Genomic DNA, 21,306 nt, shown 5'->3' on the forward strand with positions numbered 1-21,306 from the left:
AAATTCAAAGTTAAAATGAGAGAGATAAATTAGCGGTAGAAGCGGATAAGCTTTGGGGTAAATAAAAGGAAGTGAAATAGTTAATAAAGACGACTGTGGATTTATAGTTAATGATAGAGACATGCAGGGGAAATATTCCTGCATGTCTCTGTGACCATTATTAACGTCTTCGGCGTTCAAGTTTTTCCTGACATTCCGTGCAGGTGGTTATGCCCGGAAGTGCCTGCCGTCGCTTTTCAGGAATGGGCTTACCGCATACACGACAATGGAATAATGATGGCGTAGACCCTGGCTTAAAACGACTCTGTTCAATCATATCCTCCAGTCGTTGCTCATTAAATTCCTGATCGCGGTCAATCTCATCTGGCATGGGCGGCCCTCCGGTCTGACGCCTCCTGTTCGCAAAGTGCGATACGCTTCCAGACGATGGTCAGTGACAACCCTTCGACTTTCGGCAGCAGGGTTTGCGTTACCTGCATCATGGCGGCCAACGCATCGGTCGATTCCAGGTTGGCCACCCGGCATTGTTGCCATTGCCGCCAGATGGCCGCATCCGTCTCTTCGTCCGGCTCTGGCGTCCGGCCATAAGGCACACGGACGCCCAGTAAGCGGCGGCGAAGGCAAACTTCGTTGGAGGTGAGGCCAAAATACTTGTTGAGTAGCGCAATTGACCCACCCAGCCGGATAGCGTGGTTGATACGTTGCTGCTGCAGAACCTCCTCACGGGATTTCGCCAGAAGCAGGTGTAACGCGTCGTGATGAACCGTCACAGCCAAAAACTGCGCAGACTCCCGACTGATGATAAACAGCTCGTCTAGTGATAATTGGTTGAGGGCATTCATTTCGTCGAAAGTGAATCCTAGCGATTCACAGTAACGAATGTTGCCATCCTTCAATGCATGCAGGGCATCGGTTAATACGGCGTAATTCAGTGACGGGATAATCATGGTATTTTCTCCCTTCAGCCTATTGAGCGGCGGACTAATTTAATATTGATCCATTCGTCAATTTCCGATTCGAGCCAGGCGACACTGGCCGGGCCAATCTTGATTGAGCGGGGGAAGGTGCCGTCTTTCATATACAGATAGATTTGAGAGCGCTTCAGGCCCGTTTTTTCCTCAACCTGTTTCAGACGTAATAACTGATGAGATGTCACGGTATTCTCCTGTGGCAGATATAGCGCTAGCCGGGAGAACACACGACAACACAAAGTCGTGGTGTGGCGAAAGCTGATGAGTCCGTATTACGGAAAATACAATCCTTAATACGGACTTACACTGCAAAGGGACATCATCTTACTTTTGTGCCGATATGGAAGAGGGCGAGCCGCGCTCAAGCGCTGTCTTCAGCGTGTCGCCACTGAATCGATCAGTAATGCCTTCCTCAGATGCCCATTGTTCAAAAATGGACAATAATTTATACGGTTGCATGATTAACGGACTAATAGTTTCATTATTTTTGCAGGCAAGCCAGAAGAGGCGTGATAGAGGGGTGGATATCCGAGTTGGAGACGGTTGAAGTATTTCTTTTTCGATCGGTTTGTTGATCAACTTATCAAGTTCACTTTTTCTGAGGACAAAGCAGGCATCACTCGGTAATTCATGCATAGGAAAATAATATTTATGCGAATCTTTCTTTGTAGCGTTTAGTATTATATCTTCGTAATCATCTGATGAAATATCTTTAGGTAGCCTTTTTACGTGTCGTTCGATTCTTTCATGCCATGTCATCTTTTCGAAAAGTTGAAACGATTCCCCCAATAAACAGACGGTAATACCATAATTATTCGACTTTGCTCCTGTTACAGGTGATGGTATCTTTAATGAATGTGCAAGTAAACGCTGTATAAGGACATATTCATAGCCGAGTAATGTTGTGTCAATGACTCTTTGTACAGGGTGGATATATCTTCCTTCAGTACTGAAAGTTAAATTGTTCTCGTTGACAAAGGAACTTTCGGCAGGCATGAATGATTTCATCGTTGACGAATTTTCTATTGGTCTTAGCTTTAATTTATGATTTCGTGATTTAATTTTCCTCAATATTACTGGGGATTGAAAATATATTGAAAACCGAATTTTCCCTTGCAGAGCAAATCGATAAAAATCACTTTTTCTTATTTTACACCCATTCAATGCATTGAGAAGTCTTACCGCCTCCCTTATAGTTATCCAGTCTGGAATTCCATCTCTAATGTTTAGGCAAGTTGGATTGTCTGACATAATACATCTCCTTTCACACAATGATATTGCTGATGAATTTCGCTGTGTTTTTGAAAGATGTTTAAAATTCTGATTGATATGAAATAGATCAGAATGATATGGGCTGATTTTATAAAATAAAAAATAACCTATGTTTTGTTGTGACATTTTTCAAAGAGGTAAAATAAAATGGCTCAGTGATTTGGTGTTCACTGAGCCATTTTAAATGCTATGTGTACTATCAGGAGTAATCGGAGGTGGTGCGTCTTTTATTAGAATTTATTTGTAATAACATCCATAAAATACCAACGATTACTACTCCGCCTCCAACCCAAGTAGGGCTTGTAAGACCAGTAACATTCAGTGCTACCCCCCCCAATAGCGACCCTAATGCAATTCCTCCGTTAAAACCGGCAATATTCAGTCCTGCTGCCACAGCTGGAGCTTCAGGTGCATGTATGTGAGATAGCCCTATCACTCTTGCTTGCATTGAGGGGACCGCTGCGTATGTCAATGCTCCAAGCAACCCAATAAACAGTGCCATTAACATTAAGGATGAGACAGAGAACCACATAGCAAAGAGGACGATCGCCAGACCAATAAGAATTGTCATCACGGCACGATCTGCACCTTGCTTGTCAGTCAGGCGACCACCCCAGACATTCCCGATAGCGGCCATCACGCCGTAGACCAACATAAGCAAACTACTCGTACGCTCGTCTACATGCGTTACCTGAAGTAGAATCGGGGAAATATACGTATACAGGGCAAAAGATCCTGCATAGGCCAAAACTGTAATTCCTGCTCCCGCAAGCAGTAGTGGGTTGAACATGGCTTTTAAACCGTCCATGGCATTTGCTTGCAAGGAGGGATCATTTTGATCCGTGGGCATCAGCATTGCCAATCCAATGAAACCGATCGCTCCACTTGCCGTTACTGCCATGAATATAGACTGCCAACTCAACAGACTACCGATGTAGGTACCAAGTGGTACGCCTAATGCCAACGCAATTGTAAGACCGCCAAAAACGACCGAAACAGCGGCGCCAGCACGATGTCGCCCAGCCAGTTGGGTTGCCACACTTGAAGCAACAGCAAGAAACACTCCGTGCCCTAAACCGGAAGCAAATCGTGCAATCAACATAGGCGTTAGGGACTCAGACGCACCGACGATACCATTGCCAACTGTAAACAGGCCCATAGCAACAAGTAATAATCTTTTACGAGGCCATCGTGTTGCCAACGCAGTTAATCCCGGAGCACCAATTACGGCACCGAGGGCGTAGGCTGTCACCGCTGTACCTACATGACTGACACTGACGTTTAGATCAGCTGATATCCTGGAAACTAAGCCGATCGTGACAAATTCAGTGAATCCCAAAGCAAAAGCGCAGAGTGCAAAGACATATATAACAAAAGGCATGCGTTCTTTCATAACTCAGGCTCTTCTATTTTCAATAGAAGCCAACAAAGGCAGCATTGCCTCAGCGACTCCTTTTGCGGAAGCGGGATTCTGTCCGGTCACTAATCTCTCGCTGACAATCACCTGTGGCTGAAAATTTGCGGCTGCAAGATGCTCAGCACCTCTTTGCTTCAGCGTGTCTTCAAGTAAGAATGGAACAATGTCGTACAACCCTACAGCACGTTCTTCATCGTTGGTAAAAGCTGACACCTTTTTGCCCGCAACCAGATATTCATTATCGGAAAGCCGAATATTCACCAATCCGGCGGGGCCATGACAAACCGCAGCGACAACGCCACCCTTTTCATAAATTCGTGATGAAACACCCGCCAACTCTATATTGTCAGGGAGATCCCACATCGTCGCATGCCCTCCTGCATAGTAGACGGCGTCATAGACGTCAGGATCAATCTGCGAGGGTTTTAATGTGGTTTTAGTTGCCTCGCGTAAGGAATCATTATTCCAAAAGGAGGCGTTAACCGGATCGCTGAGGTCTAAACCGTCAACATGTGTCTTGCCTCCCTTGGGACTCACGAAATCAATTTCATATCCTTCTTTTGTGAGTACATCGTAGGGGTGAGACACCTCAGAAAGATAGAAACCACTGGGTGCGGCATCTTTACTCTCGGCTTGACCTTTACGGTCATGGCTGGTCAATACAAACAGGATACGTTTGGGCATTTTAACTTCCTCTATATGGGGGGACTTAAAGCAAAATTCTTCTGACTGCATGCGACATAACAGACTTGTCATATTGAGTCTTATTGTGGAACAATCTATTTATCCTTTAAATAGACCTAAACGGACAAACACTTACCCCAAAATGAACAAAATAAACTTGAGAAATGACGACCTTGAAGTGTTTTTACACGTCGTCGACAGAAACAATTTCTCTGCCGCAGCACGAGACCTACAGATACTCCCCAAGATGGTGAGCAAGCAGATAGCCAGGCTGGAAACTGCACTTGGCACTACACTTTTTGAAAGAAACACCCGTAATCTACGTATTACAGACGAGGGCAGAGCTATAGCTGAGAGGGCTCGCGTAGCGTTGGCCGTTCTGGATGAGATGAAGGAACTTTCCCGAGGGGATAGTGAGGAGTTAAGCGGAAATATTCGTTTGACTGCGCCCGCACCGTTTGGCCGAAAATATGTTGCTCCTGCGATCGCTGCATTCTGCCAAGTACATCCGAGGGTGGGCTTTGATTTAAGGTTATCTGACCAAATCCAGGATCTTTACAGTGGTGATTTCGATCTGGCTATTCGTATGGGGGATCTGGCTGATTCTCGCCTTCTGGCCAGAAAAATAGCAAATAATAGACGTATTCTCATCGCATCGTCCGAATATCTGAAGAATCATCCACCCATTGAGCGACCAGAAGATCTTTTAAATCACAACTGCTTAGTATTCGCTTACCCGGGTTTTTTACACAATTCATGGACGTTACGTAAAGCCGGTCATGAAAGAAGCATCAGCGTTACTGGCAACCTTATCAGTGACAACGGAGACGTATTGCATGCCTGGAGTTTGGCGGGGCTTGGCATATCTCTTCGAGAAACTTGGGATATTCATGATGAATTGAGAGCTGGGAAACTTTGCCGAGTTCTGCCTGATTGGGAAGCAAACACATCTCAGATCAGTGTTGTCCGGGCGCGGCGAGAACCAATACCCCGTAGGCTAAGTGTATTTATTGATTTCATGACTGAAAAATGGAAACGGGCACCATGGGATGATGATTAATGTTCCGAGAGGTAGTCCGAACCGGTCTAAAAGAAGCTAACCGCTTCACTGACCAACGGAATTTGTGATAACTCGATTTGAGTTGAGGTCGTCAACGTTAATAGATAAAAATACAATGATTGTTTAGTCAATTTAAAGGTTTAGCGACTATCACTCCCCAGAGTATGTAATAGAAGACAACACGCCAATCCGAATCTCATAGCATGCTTGAAACCTTAATGCCAACCAGTATAACGCACGTAAAATATAGGTATATCAATGGGTTATCTTGATATGTTCTATCCTTGCCCTATAAAATCCTTTAATTGTTAAAATAAGTTAATATGTATAGAAGCATTAACGGAACATGTTTATAACATAATACTGTGCAGGCTTTCGATTTTATGTCGTAATCGGAGAGCTTCAGGCTCTTAAGGATGCGCAGTATGAGCTATCTGGTTCAGTTACGAAGTTTTGTTGAAGTATACAAAGCTGGTTCGATTTCAAAAGCGGCAATGCGGTTGGGCATAAGCCAGCCTGCAATGTCTGCCCACATTCATTCACTTGAGGCTTTTACCGGGTGTGTTCTCTTTACTCGTCGTTCACATGGTGTGGTGGCTACAGTGGATGGGGAGGAATTGGCGAGATTGGTGGCTTCAGATTTAGAAACGATTGAACTGAAGTTGTCGATGCTTAGATCACGTACAAGAAAGTCCTCGGGGACAGTATCTTTCATCGGGCCAGCAGAATTAATGTGGTCAAAATTACCGTACTTGGTGAAAATATTATTCAATGAAGGTATTAAATTTAAAGTTTTGACAGGAAATAGGAAGCGCATATACAGCTGTCTTCTGGACGGAAGTTGTCAACTAGGTTTCACAACTTCTATGCCGGATAAACAAAAATTTGGATATGCTGAAATTGGAATGGAAAAGTTAATAGTTGTGGTAGCGTCACTCATAGCAGACAACTTCAAAGAAAATGAGGACGTGATTGATACGCTGTCGAAGCTTCCTCTAATAGCTTACGATGAACAGTTACCCTTGATAAGGGAAGTTTTCCAGGATTCTTCGCGATTTTTTGCACTGCTTCGTCCGTCTATTACTGTACCGGATTTGCGGATTTTAGAAAGAATGATCCGAGAAAATATTGGTTGGACTGTGATGCCTGAGTATTTATGCGCCCAAAGCATAGCAGGAGGTCAGATCGTTGAAGTGAATGTCCATGAGAGACTCCCTATAAATTCAATCTATTTGGTATGGATTGATAGCTCATTACGTAACCCACTCGTTTCAGGAATAAGAGACAGAATTCTCGAACTATCAAAAAATAGCGGATTTATGGTTTGAGATACATAAAACAGGCAGCCTTATCGGCTGCCGTGTCATTATTTTATCCGTGGAGATCGCTTGGCAAAGTCATCTGCAATGTCATTCAATTTTAGGAATTTCACCCCTGGATGACCAAGCATATGAGTTAAGAGGCGTTCGAGCATCATTAACACGTGCGGGCGTCCAGATACGTCCGGGTGAATCGTAAAAGTAAAGATCGCATATTCATGCTCACGGTAGACCCAATCGAATTGATCTCTCCACAACTGTTCGATGTCCCTGGGATTCATGAAACCTTGGCTGTTGGGTTTTGTTTTCATGAACATGAAAGGAGGAATATCGTCGATTGTCCAACTGGCGGGTAATTCAATAAGGTCCGTCTCTTCTCCGCGTACCAGCGGTTTCATCCATTCGGTCGGTGTCTTGGAATAATCTATCTTGGTCCAGGAATCACCTTTCCTGACATAATAAGGCTGATGATCATGATGCATTAGTGAATGGTCATATTTGATGCCATTTTCTAATAGAAGATCTGTGGTTACAGGAGAAAATTCCCACCATGGAGCGACATACCCAGTAGGTCTCTTCCCTGTTAATTTTGTGACCATGTCAATGCCTTTTAGAAGGACTTCTCTTTCTTGGTCAGGCGACATAGATATTGGGTTTTCATGACTGTAATTATGAACCCCTACCTCATGTCCAGCATTGACAACTGCTTCCATTTGCCGAGGAAAGGTTTCGATGGAATGACCAGGCATAAACCAGGTGGTGGGGATATTAAACTGGTCAAATAGATTCAGAAGACGTGGAGTACCTACTTCGCCAGCGAACATACCGCGAGATATATCGCTTGGAGAATCTTCTCCCCCATAAGAAGATAGCCAGCCTGCAACGGCATCTACACCCACTCCAAAACCACATAGTATTTCTTTCGCCATGAGTTATTACTCCTCATACAGAAAAAATTGAAATAATATTGCGTTAAGAGGGTTTCTTGACTAATTTCAAGAGATCCTCGGTATCTAATTCATTAATTCCTTTTTGAAGTGCCATTAATTTATGCTCAGGGATGTTGTATCCCCAATTAGCCCAAAATGATTGAATGCCATGATCTAATGCATCAATAACATTTTGGATATTGTCATCAATAAATAGAATATCCTCGTTTTTATCGAAGGCTATTGATTTTAGCAAGGTAAGAGTCTTGTTTTTGTCAGTCATCCTCCCATATATTTTATTCGCGGGTATGTTTAAACCATATTTACTTAGAATGTATAATATAGACTCTTCATCTTTTCCTGATACAATATAGATATCATTAGCTGTTTCAAATAAATTTGAAACATCCAATAGCGGACGGTGTAGTTCAGCCCAAAGATCAGGGTAGAGACTTCTTGCCAGCTTCCTATAATGGATGAACTTATCCCTGAATATTTTCTTATCTTCAGTTGGAATTGATTCATATATAGCAGTGAATCTGTCATTATCTATAGCTTCATTACCAAATTCAGTGAATGAGGCAATAAAGTGACCGTCATGGCGTACAAAATTCCTTAATTTCCTGAATCGTTTAGCCATCAGGCGTGGGATGTTTTGAAGTACATCTTGGTTAAAATCACTGAGAGGTCTGTCATGTAATACATTCCATGTAATTAGCATGCATTCGTCTACTCCATCAACCACGACCCCGTCGAAATCCATTGCTATTAACATCGAATTATACCACCAGCGGTTCTTTAAGAGTTTCGCCGCGTTTCCATCTATCTATTGCATCGAATGTCTGACGCATAAATTTTCCACATTCAGCATAATAGGAGCAAGTTATGATATTCCCGTCGACAACTACATCTGCTTCAATTACATTGGCGCCGGAATTAACCATATCGTCTTTCAGACCAACATAAGCGCAGGTGAGTTTGTCTCTTAGAATACCGGCAGAAATCATAATCCAGGGACCATGGCAGAGCCCAGCCACAACTTTCCCCTGTATTACCATCTGCTTTAGAAAATCTTTAACTCTCTGATCTTGGCGAACTCTATCAGGCGCTTCATGACCGCCAGTGAGAATAACAGCATCAAAATCAGTGGCGTTGAGTTGATCAAAATTAATATTGTCTTTGGATCTTTTATCCATAGGAACAGTGATGCCATATTTCCCTGTCACTGCACTTCCATCCTTTGTTGCAATAGATATATCGTATCCTTCCTCTTTAGAACGATAGTAAGTATAAACTACATCGTGATCCTGAAAACCTGGACCAGTGATTATCACTACTCGTGTCGGATTAGACATGTTATTTTCCTTCTTATTGCGTTACGGGACGTTAATTAAAAATACATTCTGACCACAGTACATTTCTGAGATGGCATCTTTAGCTCGTAGGATATGAATCTTTCCCATTAGATGGCTTTTTACATCTAATGAAATAAAAATAAAATCATCCTCGTCATTCAACATTTTTCTATCAAGATTTTTGACGGAAAAGTATGCTAATTTGTGTAGGTCATGTTCTCTGATCAATGTGCCTGCAGCTATCTGTTGCAAAGGAGGTAAAAGATCATGTTCCTGTGATTTCTTTTCATATGCCATATTTTGCCGGCCATAATTATCTTTAAGTCTGAGTAAGTCGAATTTGTTTCTTGGATTTTCAACTTCGATTAATTCGATGCCTGATTTTCCCGAAATAGTCTGATGGAATACACCTTTTGCAATATATATGCTGTCCCCAGATTTTAACGCCTGATGTGTACCATCAAGAAATCTGGTCTCGCCATCACCATGTAGGCATATAAGGACGGTGTCTTTGAGTATATGACAATGCATTGACGTGGATTGATTCTTTGATATATGAAGGCGCCATACATCAAAAATAGAATCACAATAAACTCTATACTCATATCCCCATGGTTTTTCTATGAATCCATTGAGATGTAAGTCTTTCTCAAATGACTCACCATTATTTGAAGTTGAAAGTAGGATTTTGTTTATTTCAAGCAAGTCATATACATTTGGAGTCCGGTTGTGGATTTCCATATGGTCGCTCCCCCGCTAATTGAATTGCTGAATGTTGATTTCACTTCGGTCAATCGTTCTGTGATTTCAGTCTATAACGGTTATTTAGTACGAGAGAAATAACTTTTATGATGATTGCCTATATTGTTTCTTTTGATCAGTCCTTCATACTCAATAATTACTGAAAACTATGCTTCTATACTTGGGTACTGTTAAAGATGCATAGATTCTATGCCGTCAGGAGGTCATAGCTCACAAGCGATTAAGATGCTTAGCAAGATGCCGAACTCGGACGTCAGCACGATACATCGCATAATGTAGATATCGCAGCGTTTACGTCCCTGTTTGTAGCTCTATCTTAAGAAGTTGCCCCCATAGTGGTAGACAACACCTCAATCTTAAAGTAATCTACCATCTAGTAGGTTGATTGCGTTTGGCACCAACCTTATCTTTGAGATCACTCGACACTTCAGGAGTTGTCATGACTAATTCAAAAAAACCTTTTGCTGACGCTAATGTTATTCGCGGTACACGAGAAGCTATTCGCCAGCAGCCAGAGCTGGGCAATCTCACCTTTAACATGAAGAGTAAATCCAACGGTGGGGTATCCGTCCGTGTGGAAACTCATGCGACTATCCAGAACGGCCAGGTTGATACCAGTCGCTCCGGAAAATTTGCTAATGTTGGCGATGAACCTGCTGATTTATCGGGTACTGATAGCGGTATGGGCCCAGCTGAGTACATTTTGCAGGCACTTGCCGGCTGTTATACCGCGACTCTGACTGTGATGGCGGCAGAAAAGGGCATTGAGCTTGATGGTATTGAACTTGACCTGAACTTCGACATTAATCTGAACGGTTTCCTGGGTCTTGACGAAAAAGTTCGCAACGGGGCGAAAGCGATCCGTGTTGGCGTTAAGCTCTCCAGTCCGACCGCCAGCCGTGAACAGCTTGAAGAAATGGTTCGTGCACTGCCAGAAAGCTCGCCGATCCACGATACGTTGGCGAACCCGGTCAGTATTGATACCCGGTTGGTGTAGGTAAACCTCAGAGAGGGAAATGCCTGAACACTGTCATTTCCCTACTGCCTGATGGCTATTAACCCCGACCAAAACGCGTTATCAGAGAAGGTTAAATCGCTGTTGTGAACTGATGTCCCCTTGCAGGGAACAACAGGCGCAGATAATATCTACCAACTAGTAGATTATAATTGTGAGGATTATATGTCAGTCATGACACGAGAAAGGCTTCTGAATGAAGCGGACCATCTGATGCGCGAACGGGGTTACTCTGCATTCAGCTATGCTGATTTGTCAAAGAGCATTGGTATCACCAAGGCCAGTATTCATCACCACTTCCCAACAAAAGACGTTTTGGGCGAACAAGTGGTGATTCAGGCCCATACCGATACCAAAAACCGATTTGAACAGATTGAAGCGACGGAGAATACGGTTGCGCAGATGCTTACCGCCTATGTAGAGCTTTTCATCGAAAGCTATCGCACGTCGCGTATGCCGCTATGCTGTGCTTTGTCTTCGGAAATGGCCAATCTGCCACCGAATATCAGAGTACAGGCGACCGAATATTTCGATATGCAGATTGCCTGGTTGACCAAGATTGTCAGCCGTGGCGTTGATGCAGGGGAGCTGACTGCTGACCTGCTGCCATCAAAAATGGCTCTGCTTATTTTGAATTTATGCGAGGGCGCAAGCGTTGTTTCCCGGGCGATTAATAAGCCTGAGCTTTTCAACGATACGCTTGAACAGATCCTAATGATTGTTAAAAGAAAATAATTCTGGAGATGACCCCATGTTAGATTGGAATGAATACCGCTCAGAAGTGATGCAACGTGTTGGTGATCTGGGTAAGTTGACCCCGGAAACACTAAAAGGCGTCATGGCTTTGGGCAACGCCGGCAATAAGACCAACCTCCTGGGCGCGAAAGTGCGTGAACTGATTGCACTGGCTTGTGCGGTGACGACTCGCTGTGATGGTTGCATCGCCGTCCATGCCGAAGCTGCCGTTAAAGCTGGCGCCACAGAAGAAGAAATTGCTGAAGCCCTGGGTGTGGCAATCAACCTGAATGCAGGCGCTGCCGTTGTCTATTCCGCACGTACGCTGGATGCGATTAAGCAACTGAAAGCGCAATAGTTATCGCGTTGAAAATATAAAAGGGCATGACTGCCCTTTTTTCACTTCTGACAGACATTGTCATCATGCTCTCTGGCATTAGGTCTGATATGACTTACATTGCCACTTATCAGAACGAAAACAGACTTTATTCCTCGTTAAACACATTTCTTACCCATTCGGCCAAAGCCTGAACGCCTGGTCGGTTAAGGTTTTCTCGTGGCATAATGAGGTCATATCCTCGCCCGGCGGGTATTTCTATTTCAAAAGGGGCAATCAGTCGGCCCTCATCGAGGTAATGTCGAATGAGTCGTTTTCTGCCCATGATGATACCGCCGCCATTGAGTGCCGCTTCAATCGACATCTGACAATTGTTGAAGCTCAAAAAATTATCTTCAACAGGCAGGTTTTTGCCAGACTCCCTGCACCATTCTCGCCATTCGGAAAAAACATTCTGGGAGTCAACGGATTCAGACGTATGAATGAATGGGACTTCAGCTAACCAATGGTTTGCTTGCCTGATTTTTTTTGCAAGAGATGGAATACAGACGGGAACCAGCGTCTCTTCAGATAACCGTTCGCAGTAGAGATCGGGGTATTTCAGATTACTGTAGTAGATAGCGACATCTACCCGTTCAAGATTAAAATCTACCAGACCGGCTCTCACTCTGAAATTGATATTCAGCCCCGGCCACCGTTCGGTAAATACCGGTAAGCGCGGCATCAGCCAGAGAAAAGCGAAGGTAGGTGGAAGGCCGACAGACAAGGTTCCTCTCAGCCCCTGCACGCGAATATCTTCTATTTCATCACTGATGCGTTTAAGTGAAAACGCGAGTACGCCAAGTAAACGCTCCCCTTCATCGGTCAACTGAAGCTTTCTGGTCATTCTGATAAATAGCCTGAATCCGAGCATGGATTCAAGAGAACGAATGCGTTGGCTAACGGCCCCTTGCGTCAGATTGAGGGTAGTCGCCGCCTTAGTAAAGCTCATATGCAGTGCTGCCGTTTCAAACGTATGCAATAGTGCCAGTATGTTCTGTTGAACGAGCATTCATCATTTTCCTTCTTAATTTTTCTTATGCATTATTTACAGTAATGCATACCCCGGAATTGATCGTTTGTCCACTAAGCCCCTTGTCCTCTTTAATTGGCCCAACAGACGTCCTGACAACAACGATGAGGGGAATATCTAATGAAGGGTCTTAAGTTAGTGGTTATTGGAGCGGGTTCAAGCTACACACCTGAACTGATGGAAGGCATTATCAAGCGTCAAAATGAATTTCCGATCCGCGAGTTATGGCTGGTTGATATTGAAGATGGCCGTGAAAAAATGGCGATCATTGCTGGCCTCACCCGACGGATGCTGGAAAAAAATGGGCTGGATATACCGGTTTATGAAACCCTTGACCGCACAGAAGCACTGCTCGGTGCCGATTTTGTTTGTTCTCAGTTCAGGGCCGGCTGCCTGGAAGCACGGATCAGCGACGAAAGGATATCGCTGAAATACGACATGATCGGTCAGGAAACCAATGGGCTGGGTGGGTTTGCCAATGCATGCCGCACTATCCCGATTGCATTGGCTATAGCGAAAGAAATGGAACAACTGTGCCCGGATGCCTGGTTGCTGAACTTTACCAACCCGTCGGGAATGGTCACTGAAGCGATACTGAAATACAGCAAAGTCAAAACCGTAGGGCTGTGCAATGTGCCTGTTATCATGCAAAAAGGTATTGCCAGTGCTTTAGGTGTCAGTGACATCAATGAATTTATCATGCAGGTCGCGGGACTTAATCACTTCATTTTTGCGCGCCATATTTTTCATGAAGGTAAGGATAAGCTGCCTCAGGTTATTGAGCTGATTTCAGAGGGGAATGATCCTTTGGTGCCTAAAAATATTCCTCCTTTCAAATGGCCGGATCGGTTGTTGGCGAATATGGGAATGATACCTTGCCCCTACCTGCGTTATTACTACATGAGCGACGACATGTACCGTCAGGAGCTTGGCGAAGCACAAGGGGAAGGGACTCGTGGTGAGATCGTAAAGGAGCTCGAAAGAGAACTATTCGAAATTTATCGAAACCCGGAACTCGCCGAGAAACCGAAAGCGCTGGAAGGTCGGGGAGGGCAGTACTATTCGGATGCGGCATGTGAATTGATGAGCGCAATATATAACGACAAACGCATCATCATGCATGTCAATACGCGAAACGATGGTGCGATTGCGGGCCTGCCGGATGACTGTGCGGTTGAGGTCAGTTCAATGATCACCCGTTCAGGACCTATACCACTGAATGTCGAACCTTTCCCGGAAGATGTACTTCGTCTGATTCAACTGATGAAAAGCTTTGAGCAATTGACCATTGAGGCAGCCATCAGTGGTAATCGGTATACGGCATGGCGTGCCTTGGTTATTAATCCCCTAGTCAAAAGCGGTCAACTGCTTGAAAATGCATTGGATGAAGTGATCGAACATAACAAAGCGTTGATGCCGGCCTTCCAACGCAATAAATAACGCTAAGCAGACTGGTCGGTTATTTTATAACAAAGCGGTTATCACTCTGAACGAGGGGTAACCGCTTGCCGATGATGCATCAGACCGCTAAGAGACTTTTTTAAACATAGATAAAATGGCATCACTGCCCTTTTTTCAGCTCTGACAATGCTTGCTGATAAAACCCTGCCGATTTAACACCCGGTATACGCTGGACCAACTGCCCATCCTTGAACATGAGTACGGAAGGCAGTCCCCAAATTTCATATTTGGTGGTCAGTACCGGTGCCAGATCCACATTCACTTTGCCGACTTTGACGTCGCTTTCTATCTGCTCGGCAAAATGGTTAAAAATGTCTTCGCTCATCTGACAAGGTGGGCACCAGGGGGCAGAGAAGCGCACCACCGCAACCCCTTCATGCCTCTCGATTTCTCTAAAATTATCTTCATTGTAAAGGGTTAATTCACGCATCATTCACTCCTGCAGGATGTAACTTGATAGTAATTCTACCTACTAGTTGGTTTACTTAATTAACATAAAAAGCTATCATCGATAGAAAGGTGCTTAAGCGAAGATAATGCCATGTTTTATCAATGGATAAGCGTCATCTTATGTGGACGGCGTGCTGAGGATTATGATATTTCACTCCATCTGAATGAGAAAACTGACGTATTGTAAAATCGGGACTACTTTATAAAAAAGCAAGCCCATCCATAAAGTGTCGGCCTACAGGGCAGGCCTATTCCTTTTCGTAAGGCGATGATGGAAAGAACATTATCCAGTCGTATTAATGTGGGGAGTACAGCGCATGTGCTGCATACGCAGCCCCTGATGATGCGCCATATCACTATAGATGAACCCACAATCATCCTGGTCCGCCATGGCAGGAAAATAATCCGCTGGGCGCAAGAGGAGATAACGCTGGAAGCGGGGGACGCGGTGGTCATCGGGGAGGGGCACTCTTTTGATATCATCAATACACCATCACCTTTAACGGGTACGTACGAAGCATCATGGCTGAGTTTTTGTGCCGATTTCGTCCAAAACTACTGCTTCATGCATGCCCCACGTATGAGCATGAACGAAGCAAATAAAATGGCAGAGCCAGGCAACAGTTTTCGCCAGGCCTTTTATCACACTGCGGAGGCCATTACAGATACTGAAAACATACCTGAAAGTATCGTGGCCAGGCGTATGGAAGAGATGCTGAGTTGGCTGGATGAATACCGAATTTTCTTCGCGCTGAAACAACATACCGGACTGGCGATAAAAATCCGCAAACTCGTTGCAGCAGACATATCACAAGACTGGAATACTGCGCAGGTGGCGGCTGAATTGGGTATGTCGGCCACCACCCTGAGACGCCATCTGCATGCCGAAAATACGTCATTCACCCATCTGGTGACTGACATTCGCATGTGCCGCGCCCTGACACTTTTGCAGGTGACCGATCTTTCAGTCACCCGCATATCCCTGGAAGTCGGCTATGAAAATCCGTCTAAGTTCGCCGCCAGATTTCGAACTCGCTTCGGATTCAGCCCCAGCCTGGTCCGGGTTTCCGGCCAGGCTATCGGCAACCTGGCTGCGGTTAGCGGCCCTGCGTAATCTGAAGATGCGCTTCGCCCAGTGAGTTCGCTTTTGCCATAAAGCCGACCAGGGCGGGCGTCGAGTCCGCCGTTATTCCCGGAAGTTTGTCGACACGAAGTGCCGTCAGCGTGATCTCATAACGGTGCGTTTCACCCTTCGGCGGGCAAGGGCCGCCATAACCCGGGATACCGAAATCAGTCCGGGTCTGAAGAGCCCCTTGCGGGAGATTTTTGTTATCCGCCGTTATCCCAGCCGGTAACGAGTGAAGAGATGAGGGAATATTCACCACCTGCCAGTGGATCCAACCGAGGCCTGTCGGCGCATCCCTATCATAAATTTTGAGAGCGAAGCTTTGAGTTCCTGCCGGCGCGCCACTCCAGTTAAAAGAGGGGGCAAGGTTTCCACCGCTGCACCCAAATCCATAAGGTGAACTCAGGGTCTGAGCCGCGGGGAAACGGTTTTTTTCAAGCTCATGACTTGTCAGCGTAAAACTGGCTGAAAAAGCGACCTGGCTCGACAACGCCAGGCATAATGTACTGATAACAGTAAGGTGAAGTTTGGACATTTACTCTTCTCCATCGGGGTGATTAATATCCCAATGATAAGGGGAGAGAAAGACTCCTCGCCGCCCTGAACCGGCCAGTCTTAGCTCCATAACGCCCAATAATGATATTTGTAATTCCCTGATTTCACAGGATGACGACCATCTCACCGACGGGAGCTCACCTTACACAGCATTCCCTGTGCCTGTCTCCGGTGACAAAAGGACAGCATGATTTGTTCTTTTACCTATTGACCAATCAACTAGTAGGTAGGTATAGTGCAGCCATACGCTTAACCGGCATCAGGAAGCGATCGTCAGCTCCCCGGCCCGCTAAGTATTAACTCCGGCCCCAGCGGGGCTTTTCTCACTTTCGCCTTGCGAGGTATACGATGAGTAAGTTGTTCACCCCCTACAATCTGTCAGGCATGCAGTTAAAAAACCGCGTGGTCATGGCCCCGATGACCCGCACCCGCACAATGAACGACGTGCCGGATGACGTCGTTGCACTTTACTACGCCCAGCGCGCCTCTGCGGGGCTGCTTATCACCGAAGGCATGCCTGTTTCTGAAGAAGGGCGCGGCTATCTGTATACCCCGGGGATCTACAACGCTGCACACGTTCAGGGCTGGCGCAAAGTGACCGATGCGGTACATGCGAAGGGCGGCCGTATTTTTGCTCAGTTGTGGCATGTGGGCCGGATGTCTCATACCTCAATTCAGCCGGGCAACATCGCGCCAGTTTCCGCCGGTACCGTACAAGCGGTTAACACCACCGTCTTTGCACTGACCGAGTCTGGCGAACCGGGACCTGTCGTTCCAAGCCAGCCGCGTGCACTGGAAACCGCAGAAGTTCGACGCGTTACCGCTGACTTTGTCCATTCAGCGCGTCTGGCAATGGAGGCCGGGTTTGACGGCGTGGAAATCATGGCGGCGAACGGCTTCATTTTCGACCAGTTCCTCAGCAGTGAACTGAACCCTCGCACTGATGAATACGGTGGCTCTGTGGAAAACCGTCAGCGGTTCCTGCTGGAAACGGTTGATGCCATCTCTGCGGCTATTGGTAGCAATAAGGTGGGCTTGCGCATTTCACCGTTCGGGCGGATTTACGACCTGGCGCCTTATGAAGGTGAAGAAGAGATTTGGGCCAGTATCGCTGCGGCCCTCGGCCAACGTGAGCTGGCTTATGTGCACCTCTATTATCAACCTGTTTATACCCAGGCACCGGTACCTGCCGGTTTCAAAGCCGCGTTCCGTAAAACTCTGGGGGGCACCGTTATTGCCGCCGGCGGCTTCACCCGCGAGATTGCCGAAACCGCACTTGAGGCAGACGAACTGGATCTTGTTGCGTTTGGCGTGCCGTACATCGCCAACCCTGATCTGGTCGAAAGAATGCAGAACGGCTGGCCGCTGGCTGAAAGCGATCGCACGACGTATTACGGCGTGACGGGGTCGCCGGAAAAAGGCTACACCGATTATCCCGCCTGGGAAGCCAACTAACGCCACGTAGCTGGTGGTATTTGCGGTGCTCACATAAAGAGGCACCGCCAGACGACATTAATGGGGTATTCAGGAGCCAATATGCAAACCCTTAAGCCGATTATTACGATAGATATCTGGTCAGATCTGGTCTGCCCCTGGTGTTGGATTGCCAAAAAGCGTTTCGAACAGGGCCTTGCCGCCTTTGAACACAAGGAACAGGTCGTGGTCCGCCACCACAGTTTCCGTATTTCCGGCGACCGGCCTGCCGTGCCGTTCCGCAAAGCCCTTTACAAGAAGTTTGGCGGGGAACATGGGGCGGAACTGATGATGAATCAGGTGGGCACGGCCGGGAAGGCAGAAGGGCTCCAGTATAACTTTGACACCATGCTCTTTGGCGATACCGAAGATGCCCATACGCTGCTCGCGGCTGCACGTCACGCCAATATGGGCGACGCCATGGCAGAACGGTTTTATCGGGCCAGTGTGACTGAGGGGCGTTCCATTTTCGATCCGCAGGAGCTCATTGCGTTAGCTACAGAAGTGGGCATGTCCAGAGCCGACGCTGAAAGTGCCCTTGCCAATGAGGCCTTCCGTGCATCGGTGGCTGAAGATGAAGCCCATGCCCGGTCGATCGGGGTCAGCGGTGTCCCGCTGTTCCTGCTCAATGAAAAATATGCCATCAGCGGCGCGCAATCTGCGGACAACTTCCTGAACGCGTTGAAGCAAGTCTGGGAAGAAAAAGCGGCCGAATTGGCAAAAACCGACGGCCAGACCTGCGGCGCTGACGGTTGCAGCATCTGAAACCTGAACGAGCCGGCTGCATGACTGCCGGCAAATCTACCCTGCAAATAACGGAGTTCAAAATGAGCGATTACTTTAAAGGCAAAAAAATGCTTGTCGTGGGTGGCACCAGCGGCATGGGTCTGGAAACGGCGCGTATGGTGCTGAAAGCCGGTGGCAGCGTGGTACTGACGGGCAACAAAAAAGACAAGGCAGAAGCGGTTCAGAAAGAGCTGAGCCCACTGGGTTCCGTGTCCGTGATTGCGGCAAACCTGATGACCGAAGAGGGCATGAACGCCATTCGTCAGGAGATTAATGCTAATCATCGCGATATTAGCCTGATGGTCAATGCGGCCGGGATCTTCATGCCGAAAGGCTTTACCGAGCATTTGGAAGCCGATTACGACATGTACCTGATGTTGAACCGGGCAACCTTCTTCATCACGCAGGACGTGGTGAAGAACATGCTGGCCGACGGCCGTGAAGGGGCGATTGTGAACGTGGGCTCCATTGGCGCGCAAGCCGCACTCGGCGACTCACCGGCTTCCGCGTACTCCATGGCCAAAGCCGGTCTCCACGCCTTGACACGCAACCTGGCCATTGAGCTGGCCAGTGCGGGTATCCGCGTGAACGCGGTCTCGCCAGGGATCGTGCATACCCCGATTTATGAAGGCTTCATGGCGAAAGAAGACATTGCCGGCGCAATGCAATCGCTGAACGCTTTCCATCCGCTGGGGCGTGTCGGCACGCCGGAAGATGTGGCCAATACCATCTTCTTCCTGTTGTCCGACAAAGCCTCTTGGGTGACTGGCGCAATCTGGGATGTCGATGCCGGTATCATGGCCGTTCGCAGATAAGCTCGTCGTAACCTCGCAAAGCCGCCCCATGATGGGGCGGCTGATAGGCATCTTGCTTGTAATTCAACCATTCTTAAAGTTAACATAATGAAAAAATTGAAATTTACCTTCAAAAATGCAGAAGGTGAGGAACTTGCCGGGTTGCTTGAATTGCCAGAAAATCCAAAAGCCTTTGCCCTGTTGGCGCACTGCTTTACCTGCGGGAAGGATCTGAAAGGTGCTGCACGCATTGCCAGGAAACTGACAGAAAATTCAATTGCGGTGCTTCGCTTTGATTTCACCGGGTTAGGCAACAGCGAAGGCGATTTTTCCAATACCAATTTTTCCTCGAATATTTCTGACCTGCTGTGCGCGGTCGATTATCTTCGTCGGGAATACGAGGCTCCTTCGCTGCTGATTGGTCACAGCCTTGGCGGTTCGGCAATCCTCTCTATTGCAGCCAAAGTGCCTGAAGCCAGAGCGGTCGTAACCATAGGTTCGCCAGGCGAATTGACGCATGTACAGCGGTTGTTCAAAGACAATATCGAAGATATCAGGAACCATGGCGCTTTCCCGGTAGAGCTTGCAGGCCGGGTATTCACGCTCAAAAAGCAAATGCTGGATAACATTCAGGAGCATAAAATAGCGGAGAAGGTATTTACCATGAATAAGCCGCTGCTGATTTTTCATGCTCCCAATGATGATACCGTGCTGATTGAACAGGCAGAGAAAATTTTTAAAGCCGCCAGACACCCCAAAAGCTTTATCTCACTGGGTGAAGCAGATCATCTTCTGACGCATCCTCAGGATGCGGAATATGTTGCCGGGATTATCGTTGCCTGGAGTTCTGCTTACATTTAGAGGGCGTGTAAAGCTTCGCGAAGCTGCTGGTGCTGTCGTTGGCCACTGAATAAACGGGTGTAGCATTTTGATTGCACATACAAAACTGCGTAGCATGCTTTCTTTACGCGAAAAAAGCCCTGCTTAGATGCAGGGCTAAGGGCATTGTTGCTATGGTTTATTTTTATTATTTCCCTGGCATTGCTCAACTTCCAGGTTTATTACCTTCAAGTTGAGATTCAATTAATTTAACTTTAACGCTCTCTTATTTTCCTGGAAAAATTGAAGTCACTTCGCGGGCGGTATCGACCAGAAGCTCACCGTTTTTGTACCTCTCGCTCACTTCTCCATTGTTGCCGGTAGCATTTTCAGGTCGTTCAATAAACTGCCCCAGCGGAGTCGCGTTCTCATCCAGTACCACGGCAAACGGAATTTTGACTTTATCGACACCAAAGTGTGCCTTAAAGACGGCTTCAGCCTTGTCGCGGGTGATAATACCCAGACGTATTGCCGGCGCTGACGCGGCAATGGCATGGATTACAGGCAAGTTTTTATGGCAGTCGGGGCACCACATTTCAGCAGCTACCAGAATGCTGTACGAACCCGGAAGTTGCGAGAGCTTACTAATGACATCGTCAGGTAATGCCTCGTTGGCAAGCCCCTCAAAATGCCGTAATGCATTGCGGTCTTCTTCTGCTCCGCTGCCAACAAATTCGTTATAATCTGATGCTGCTTCGAGCAGTACGTTGAAATCTTGCATATGTTCTCCTTTGTTAGTAACGGGGGCTAAGGCTTCACATAAATCTGGCAATGATAAAGGCCAATTCTCCATGCATGACCTGAAAAGGCGTACCATTTTAGTGTCTGGCTGCCATAAGTAGATATTGCCATCC

General features: G+C 46.6%; 25 protein-coding genes. 11 read left to right on the plus strand and 14 right to left on the minus strand.

The genetic code is table 11. From position 1 onward, the window contains the following. Positions 1-160 precede the first annotated feature (160 nt). From JLG71_RS09700 to JLG71_RS09725, 6 genes are all read right to left on the minus strand, one after another. Positions 161-370 carry a TraR/DksA family transcriptional regulator gene (locus JLG71_RS09700; RefSeq protein ID WP_009635174.1) on the minus strand — a complete coding sequence of 70 codons (210 nt, stop codon included), beginning with the start codon at positions 368-370 and terminating at the stop codon, positions 161-163. Continuing rightward, positions 360-947 carry a DUF2857 domain-containing protein gene (locus JLG71_RS09705; RefSeq protein ID WP_049112359.1) on the minus strand — a complete coding sequence of 196 codons (588 nt, stop codon included), beginning with the start codon at positions 945-947 and terminating at the stop codon, positions 360-362. The genes JLG71_RS09700 and JLG71_RS09705 overlap by 11 nt, the downstream gene beginning before the upstream one ends. 14 nt (positions 948-961) lie before the next feature. Continuing rightward, positions 962-1,156 carry an AlpA family transcriptional regulator gene (locus JLG71_RS09710; protein ID WP_009635172.1) on the minus strand — a complete coding sequence of 65 codons (195 nt, stop codon included), beginning with the start codon at positions 1,154-1,156 and terminating at the stop codon, positions 962-964. Positions 1,157-1,295: 139 nt separating this feature from the next. Continuing rightward, the gene (locus JLG71_RS09715) at positions 1,296-2,222 is read right to left on the minus strand and encodes a hypothetical protein (protein WP_049112358.1); all 927 of its coding nucleotides are present in this window, start codon (positions 2,220-2,222) and stop codon (positions 1,296-1,298) included. Positions 2,223-2,442: 220 nt separating this feature from the next. Continuing rightward, positions 2,443-3,636, minus strand: a complete 1,194-nt coding sequence (locus JLG71_RS09720) for an MFS transporter (protein WP_049112356.1) — start codon at positions 3,634-3,636, stop codon at positions 2,443-2,445. A 3-nt stretch (positions 3,637-3,639) separates the two neighbouring features. After that, positions 3,640-4,344, minus strand: coding sequence for a type 1 glutamine amidotransferase domain-containing protein (locus tag JLG71_RS09725; RefSeq protein WP_024359930.1), 705 nt, complete (start codon positions 4,342-4,344; stop codon positions 3,640-3,642). Between the two features lie 142 nt (positions 4,345-4,486). Here JLG71_RS09725 and JLG71_RS09730 point away from each other — a divergent pair, with 142 nt between their 5' ends. Together JLG71_RS09730 and JLG71_RS09735 are read left to right on the plus strand one after the other, a co-directional pair. Beyond that, positions 4,487-5,404 carry a LysR family transcriptional regulator gene (locus JLG71_RS09730; RefSeq protein WP_032693554.1) on the plus strand — a complete coding sequence of 306 codons (918 nt, stop codon included), beginning with the start codon at positions 4,487-4,489 and terminating at the stop codon, positions 5,402-5,404. 425 nt (positions 5,405-5,829) lie between these two features. Then, positions 5,830-6,732: a LysR family transcriptional regulator gene (locus JLG71_RS09735; RefSeq protein WP_015689822.1), complete on the plus strand. Its 903-nt coding sequence runs from the start codon at positions 5,830-5,832 to the stop codon at positions 6,730-6,732. A gap of 38 nt (positions 6,733-6,770) precedes the next feature. Here the strand turns inward: JLG71_RS09735 and JLG71_RS09740 are convergent, their stop codons facing one another. Genes JLG71_RS09740 through JLG71_RS09755 form a run of 4 tightly spaced genes read right to left on the minus strand, consistent with a single transcriptional unit; the run spans position 6,771 to position 9,748 of the window. Then, positions 6,771-7,652 (minus strand): polysaccharide deacetylase family protein, encoded by an 882-nt coding sequence (locus JLG71_RS09740; RefSeq protein ID WP_015689823.1) that lies wholly within the window; start codon positions 7,650-7,652, stop codon positions 6,771-6,773. A gap of 43 nt (positions 7,653-7,695) precedes the next feature. Then, positions 7,696-8,427 carry an HAD family hydrolase gene (locus JLG71_RS09745; protein WP_049112354.1) on the minus strand — a complete coding sequence of 244 codons (732 nt, stop codon included), beginning with the start codon at positions 8,425-8,427 and terminating at the stop codon, positions 7,696-7,698. Positions 8,428-8,431: 4 nt separating this feature from the next. Beyond that, positions 8,432-9,007, minus strand: a complete 576-nt coding sequence (locus tag JLG71_RS09750; RefSeq protein WP_024359927.1) for a DJ-1/PfpI family protein — start codon at positions 9,005-9,007, stop codon at positions 8,432-8,434. A gap of 21 nt (positions 9,008-9,028) precedes the next feature. Beyond that, entirely contained in the window at positions 9,029-9,748 is a 720-nt protein-coding gene (locus JLG71_RS09755) for a cupin domain-containing protein (RefSeq protein ID WP_024359926.1), read from the minus strand. A gap of 460 nt (positions 9,749-10,208) precedes the next feature. Between JLG71_RS09755 and JLG71_RS09760 the strand changes: the two genes are divergently transcribed. From JLG71_RS09760 to JLG71_RS09770, 3 genes are all read left to right on the plus strand, one after another. After that, a complete protein-coding gene (locus JLG71_RS09760) occupies positions 10,209-10,766 on the plus strand; it encodes an OsmC family protein (RefSeq protein WP_032693557.1) in 558 nt (185 codons plus the stop codon). Positions 10,767-10,949: 183 nt separating this feature from the next. Next, complete coding sequence (locus JLG71_RS09765) at positions 10,950-11,519, plus strand: TetR/AcrR family transcriptional regulator (RefSeq protein WP_024359925.1); 570 nt, start codon at positions 10,950-10,952, stop codon at positions 11,517-11,519. A 16-nt stretch (positions 11,520-11,535) separates the two neighbouring features. Next, positions 11,536-11,877: a carboxymuconolactone decarboxylase family protein gene (locus JLG71_RS09770; RefSeq protein WP_032693558.1), complete on the plus strand. Its 342-nt coding sequence runs from the start codon at positions 11,536-11,538 to the stop codon at positions 11,875-11,877. A 127-nt stretch (positions 11,878-12,004) separates the two neighbouring features. Here the strand turns inward: JLG71_RS09770 and JLG71_RS09775 are convergent, their stop codons facing one another. Further along, positions 12,005-12,907, minus strand: a complete 903-nt coding sequence (locus tag JLG71_RS09775) for a LysR substrate-binding domain-containing protein (protein ID WP_200914173.1) — start codon at positions 12,905-12,907, stop codon at positions 12,005-12,007. A 141-nt stretch (positions 12,908-13,048) separates the two neighbouring features. Between JLG71_RS09775 and JLG71_RS09780 the strand changes: the two genes are divergently transcribed. Then, positions 13,049-14,368: a 6-phospho-beta-glucosidase gene (locus JLG71_RS09780; RefSeq protein ID WP_032693560.1), complete on the plus strand. Its 1,320-nt coding sequence runs from the start codon at positions 13,049-13,051 to the stop codon at positions 14,366-14,368. A 121-nt stretch (positions 14,369-14,489) separates the two neighbouring features. Here the strand turns inward: JLG71_RS09780 and JLG71_RS09785 are convergent, their stop codons facing one another. Further along, a complete protein-coding gene (locus JLG71_RS09785) occupies positions 14,490-14,819 on the minus strand; it encodes a thioredoxin family protein (protein ID WP_015697014.1) in 330 nt (109 codons plus the stop codon). Between the two features lie 288 nt (positions 14,820-15,107). On the opposite strand from JLG71_RS09785, the gene JLG71_RS09790 reads away from it, so the two are divergent. Then, complete coding sequence (locus JLG71_RS09790; RefSeq protein ID WP_049089937.1) at positions 15,108-15,953, plus strand: helix-turn-helix transcriptional regulator; 846 nt, start codon at positions 15,108-15,110, stop codon at positions 15,951-15,953. Here JLG71_RS09790 and JLG71_RS09795 read toward each other — a convergent pair. Then, positions 15,937-16,500, minus strand: a complete 564-nt coding sequence (locus JLG71_RS09795) for a YbhB/YbcL family Raf kinase inhibitor-like protein (RefSeq protein ID WP_032693561.1) — start codon at positions 16,498-16,500, stop codon at positions 15,937-15,939. The genes JLG71_RS09790 and JLG71_RS09795 overlap by 17 nt on opposite strands. 368 nt (positions 16,501-16,868) lie before the next feature. Here JLG71_RS09795 and JLG71_RS09800 point away from each other — a divergent pair, with 368 nt between their 5' ends. The 4 genes from JLG71_RS09800 (at position 16,869) to JLG71_RS09815 (ending at position 20,434) form a co-directional block, all read left to right on the plus strand. Next, positions 16,869-17,975 (plus strand): alkene reductase, encoded by a 1,107-nt coding sequence (locus JLG71_RS09800; RefSeq protein WP_029669914.1) that lies wholly within the window; start codon positions 16,869-16,871, stop codon positions 17,973-17,975. A gap of 81 nt (positions 17,976-18,056) precedes the next feature. After that, a complete protein-coding gene (locus tag JLG71_RS09805) occupies positions 18,057-18,758 on the plus strand; it encodes a DsbA family oxidoreductase (protein ID WP_032693563.1) in 702 nt (233 codons plus the stop codon). A gap of 62 nt (positions 18,759-18,820) precedes the next feature. Then, on the plus strand, positions 18,821-19,594 hold the full coding sequence (locus JLG71_RS09810; protein ID WP_032693564.1) for an SDR family NAD(P)-dependent oxidoreductase: 774 nt from the start codon (positions 18,821-18,823) through the stop codon (positions 19,592-19,594). An 87-nt stretch (positions 19,595-19,681) separates the two neighbouring features. Beyond that, a complete protein-coding gene (locus tag JLG71_RS09815) occupies positions 19,682-20,434 on the plus strand; it encodes an alpha/beta hydrolase family protein (protein ID WP_007374395.1) in 753 nt (250 codons plus the stop codon). Between the two features lie 244 nt (positions 20,435-20,678). On the opposite strand, the gene JLG71_RS09820 is transcribed toward JLG71_RS09815, so the two are convergent. After that, a complete protein-coding gene (locus JLG71_RS09820) occupies positions 20,679-21,173 on the minus strand; it encodes a thioredoxin family protein (RefSeq protein ID WP_024359916.1) in 495 nt (164 codons plus the stop codon). Positions 21,174-21,306 lie beyond the last annotated feature (133 nt).

The sequence above is a fragment of the Klebsiella michiganensis genome (assembly GCF_015139575.1).
Taxonomy (GTDB): domain Bacteria; phylum Pseudomonadota; class Gammaproteobacteria; order Enterobacterales; family Enterobacteriaceae; genus Klebsiella; species Klebsiella michiganensis.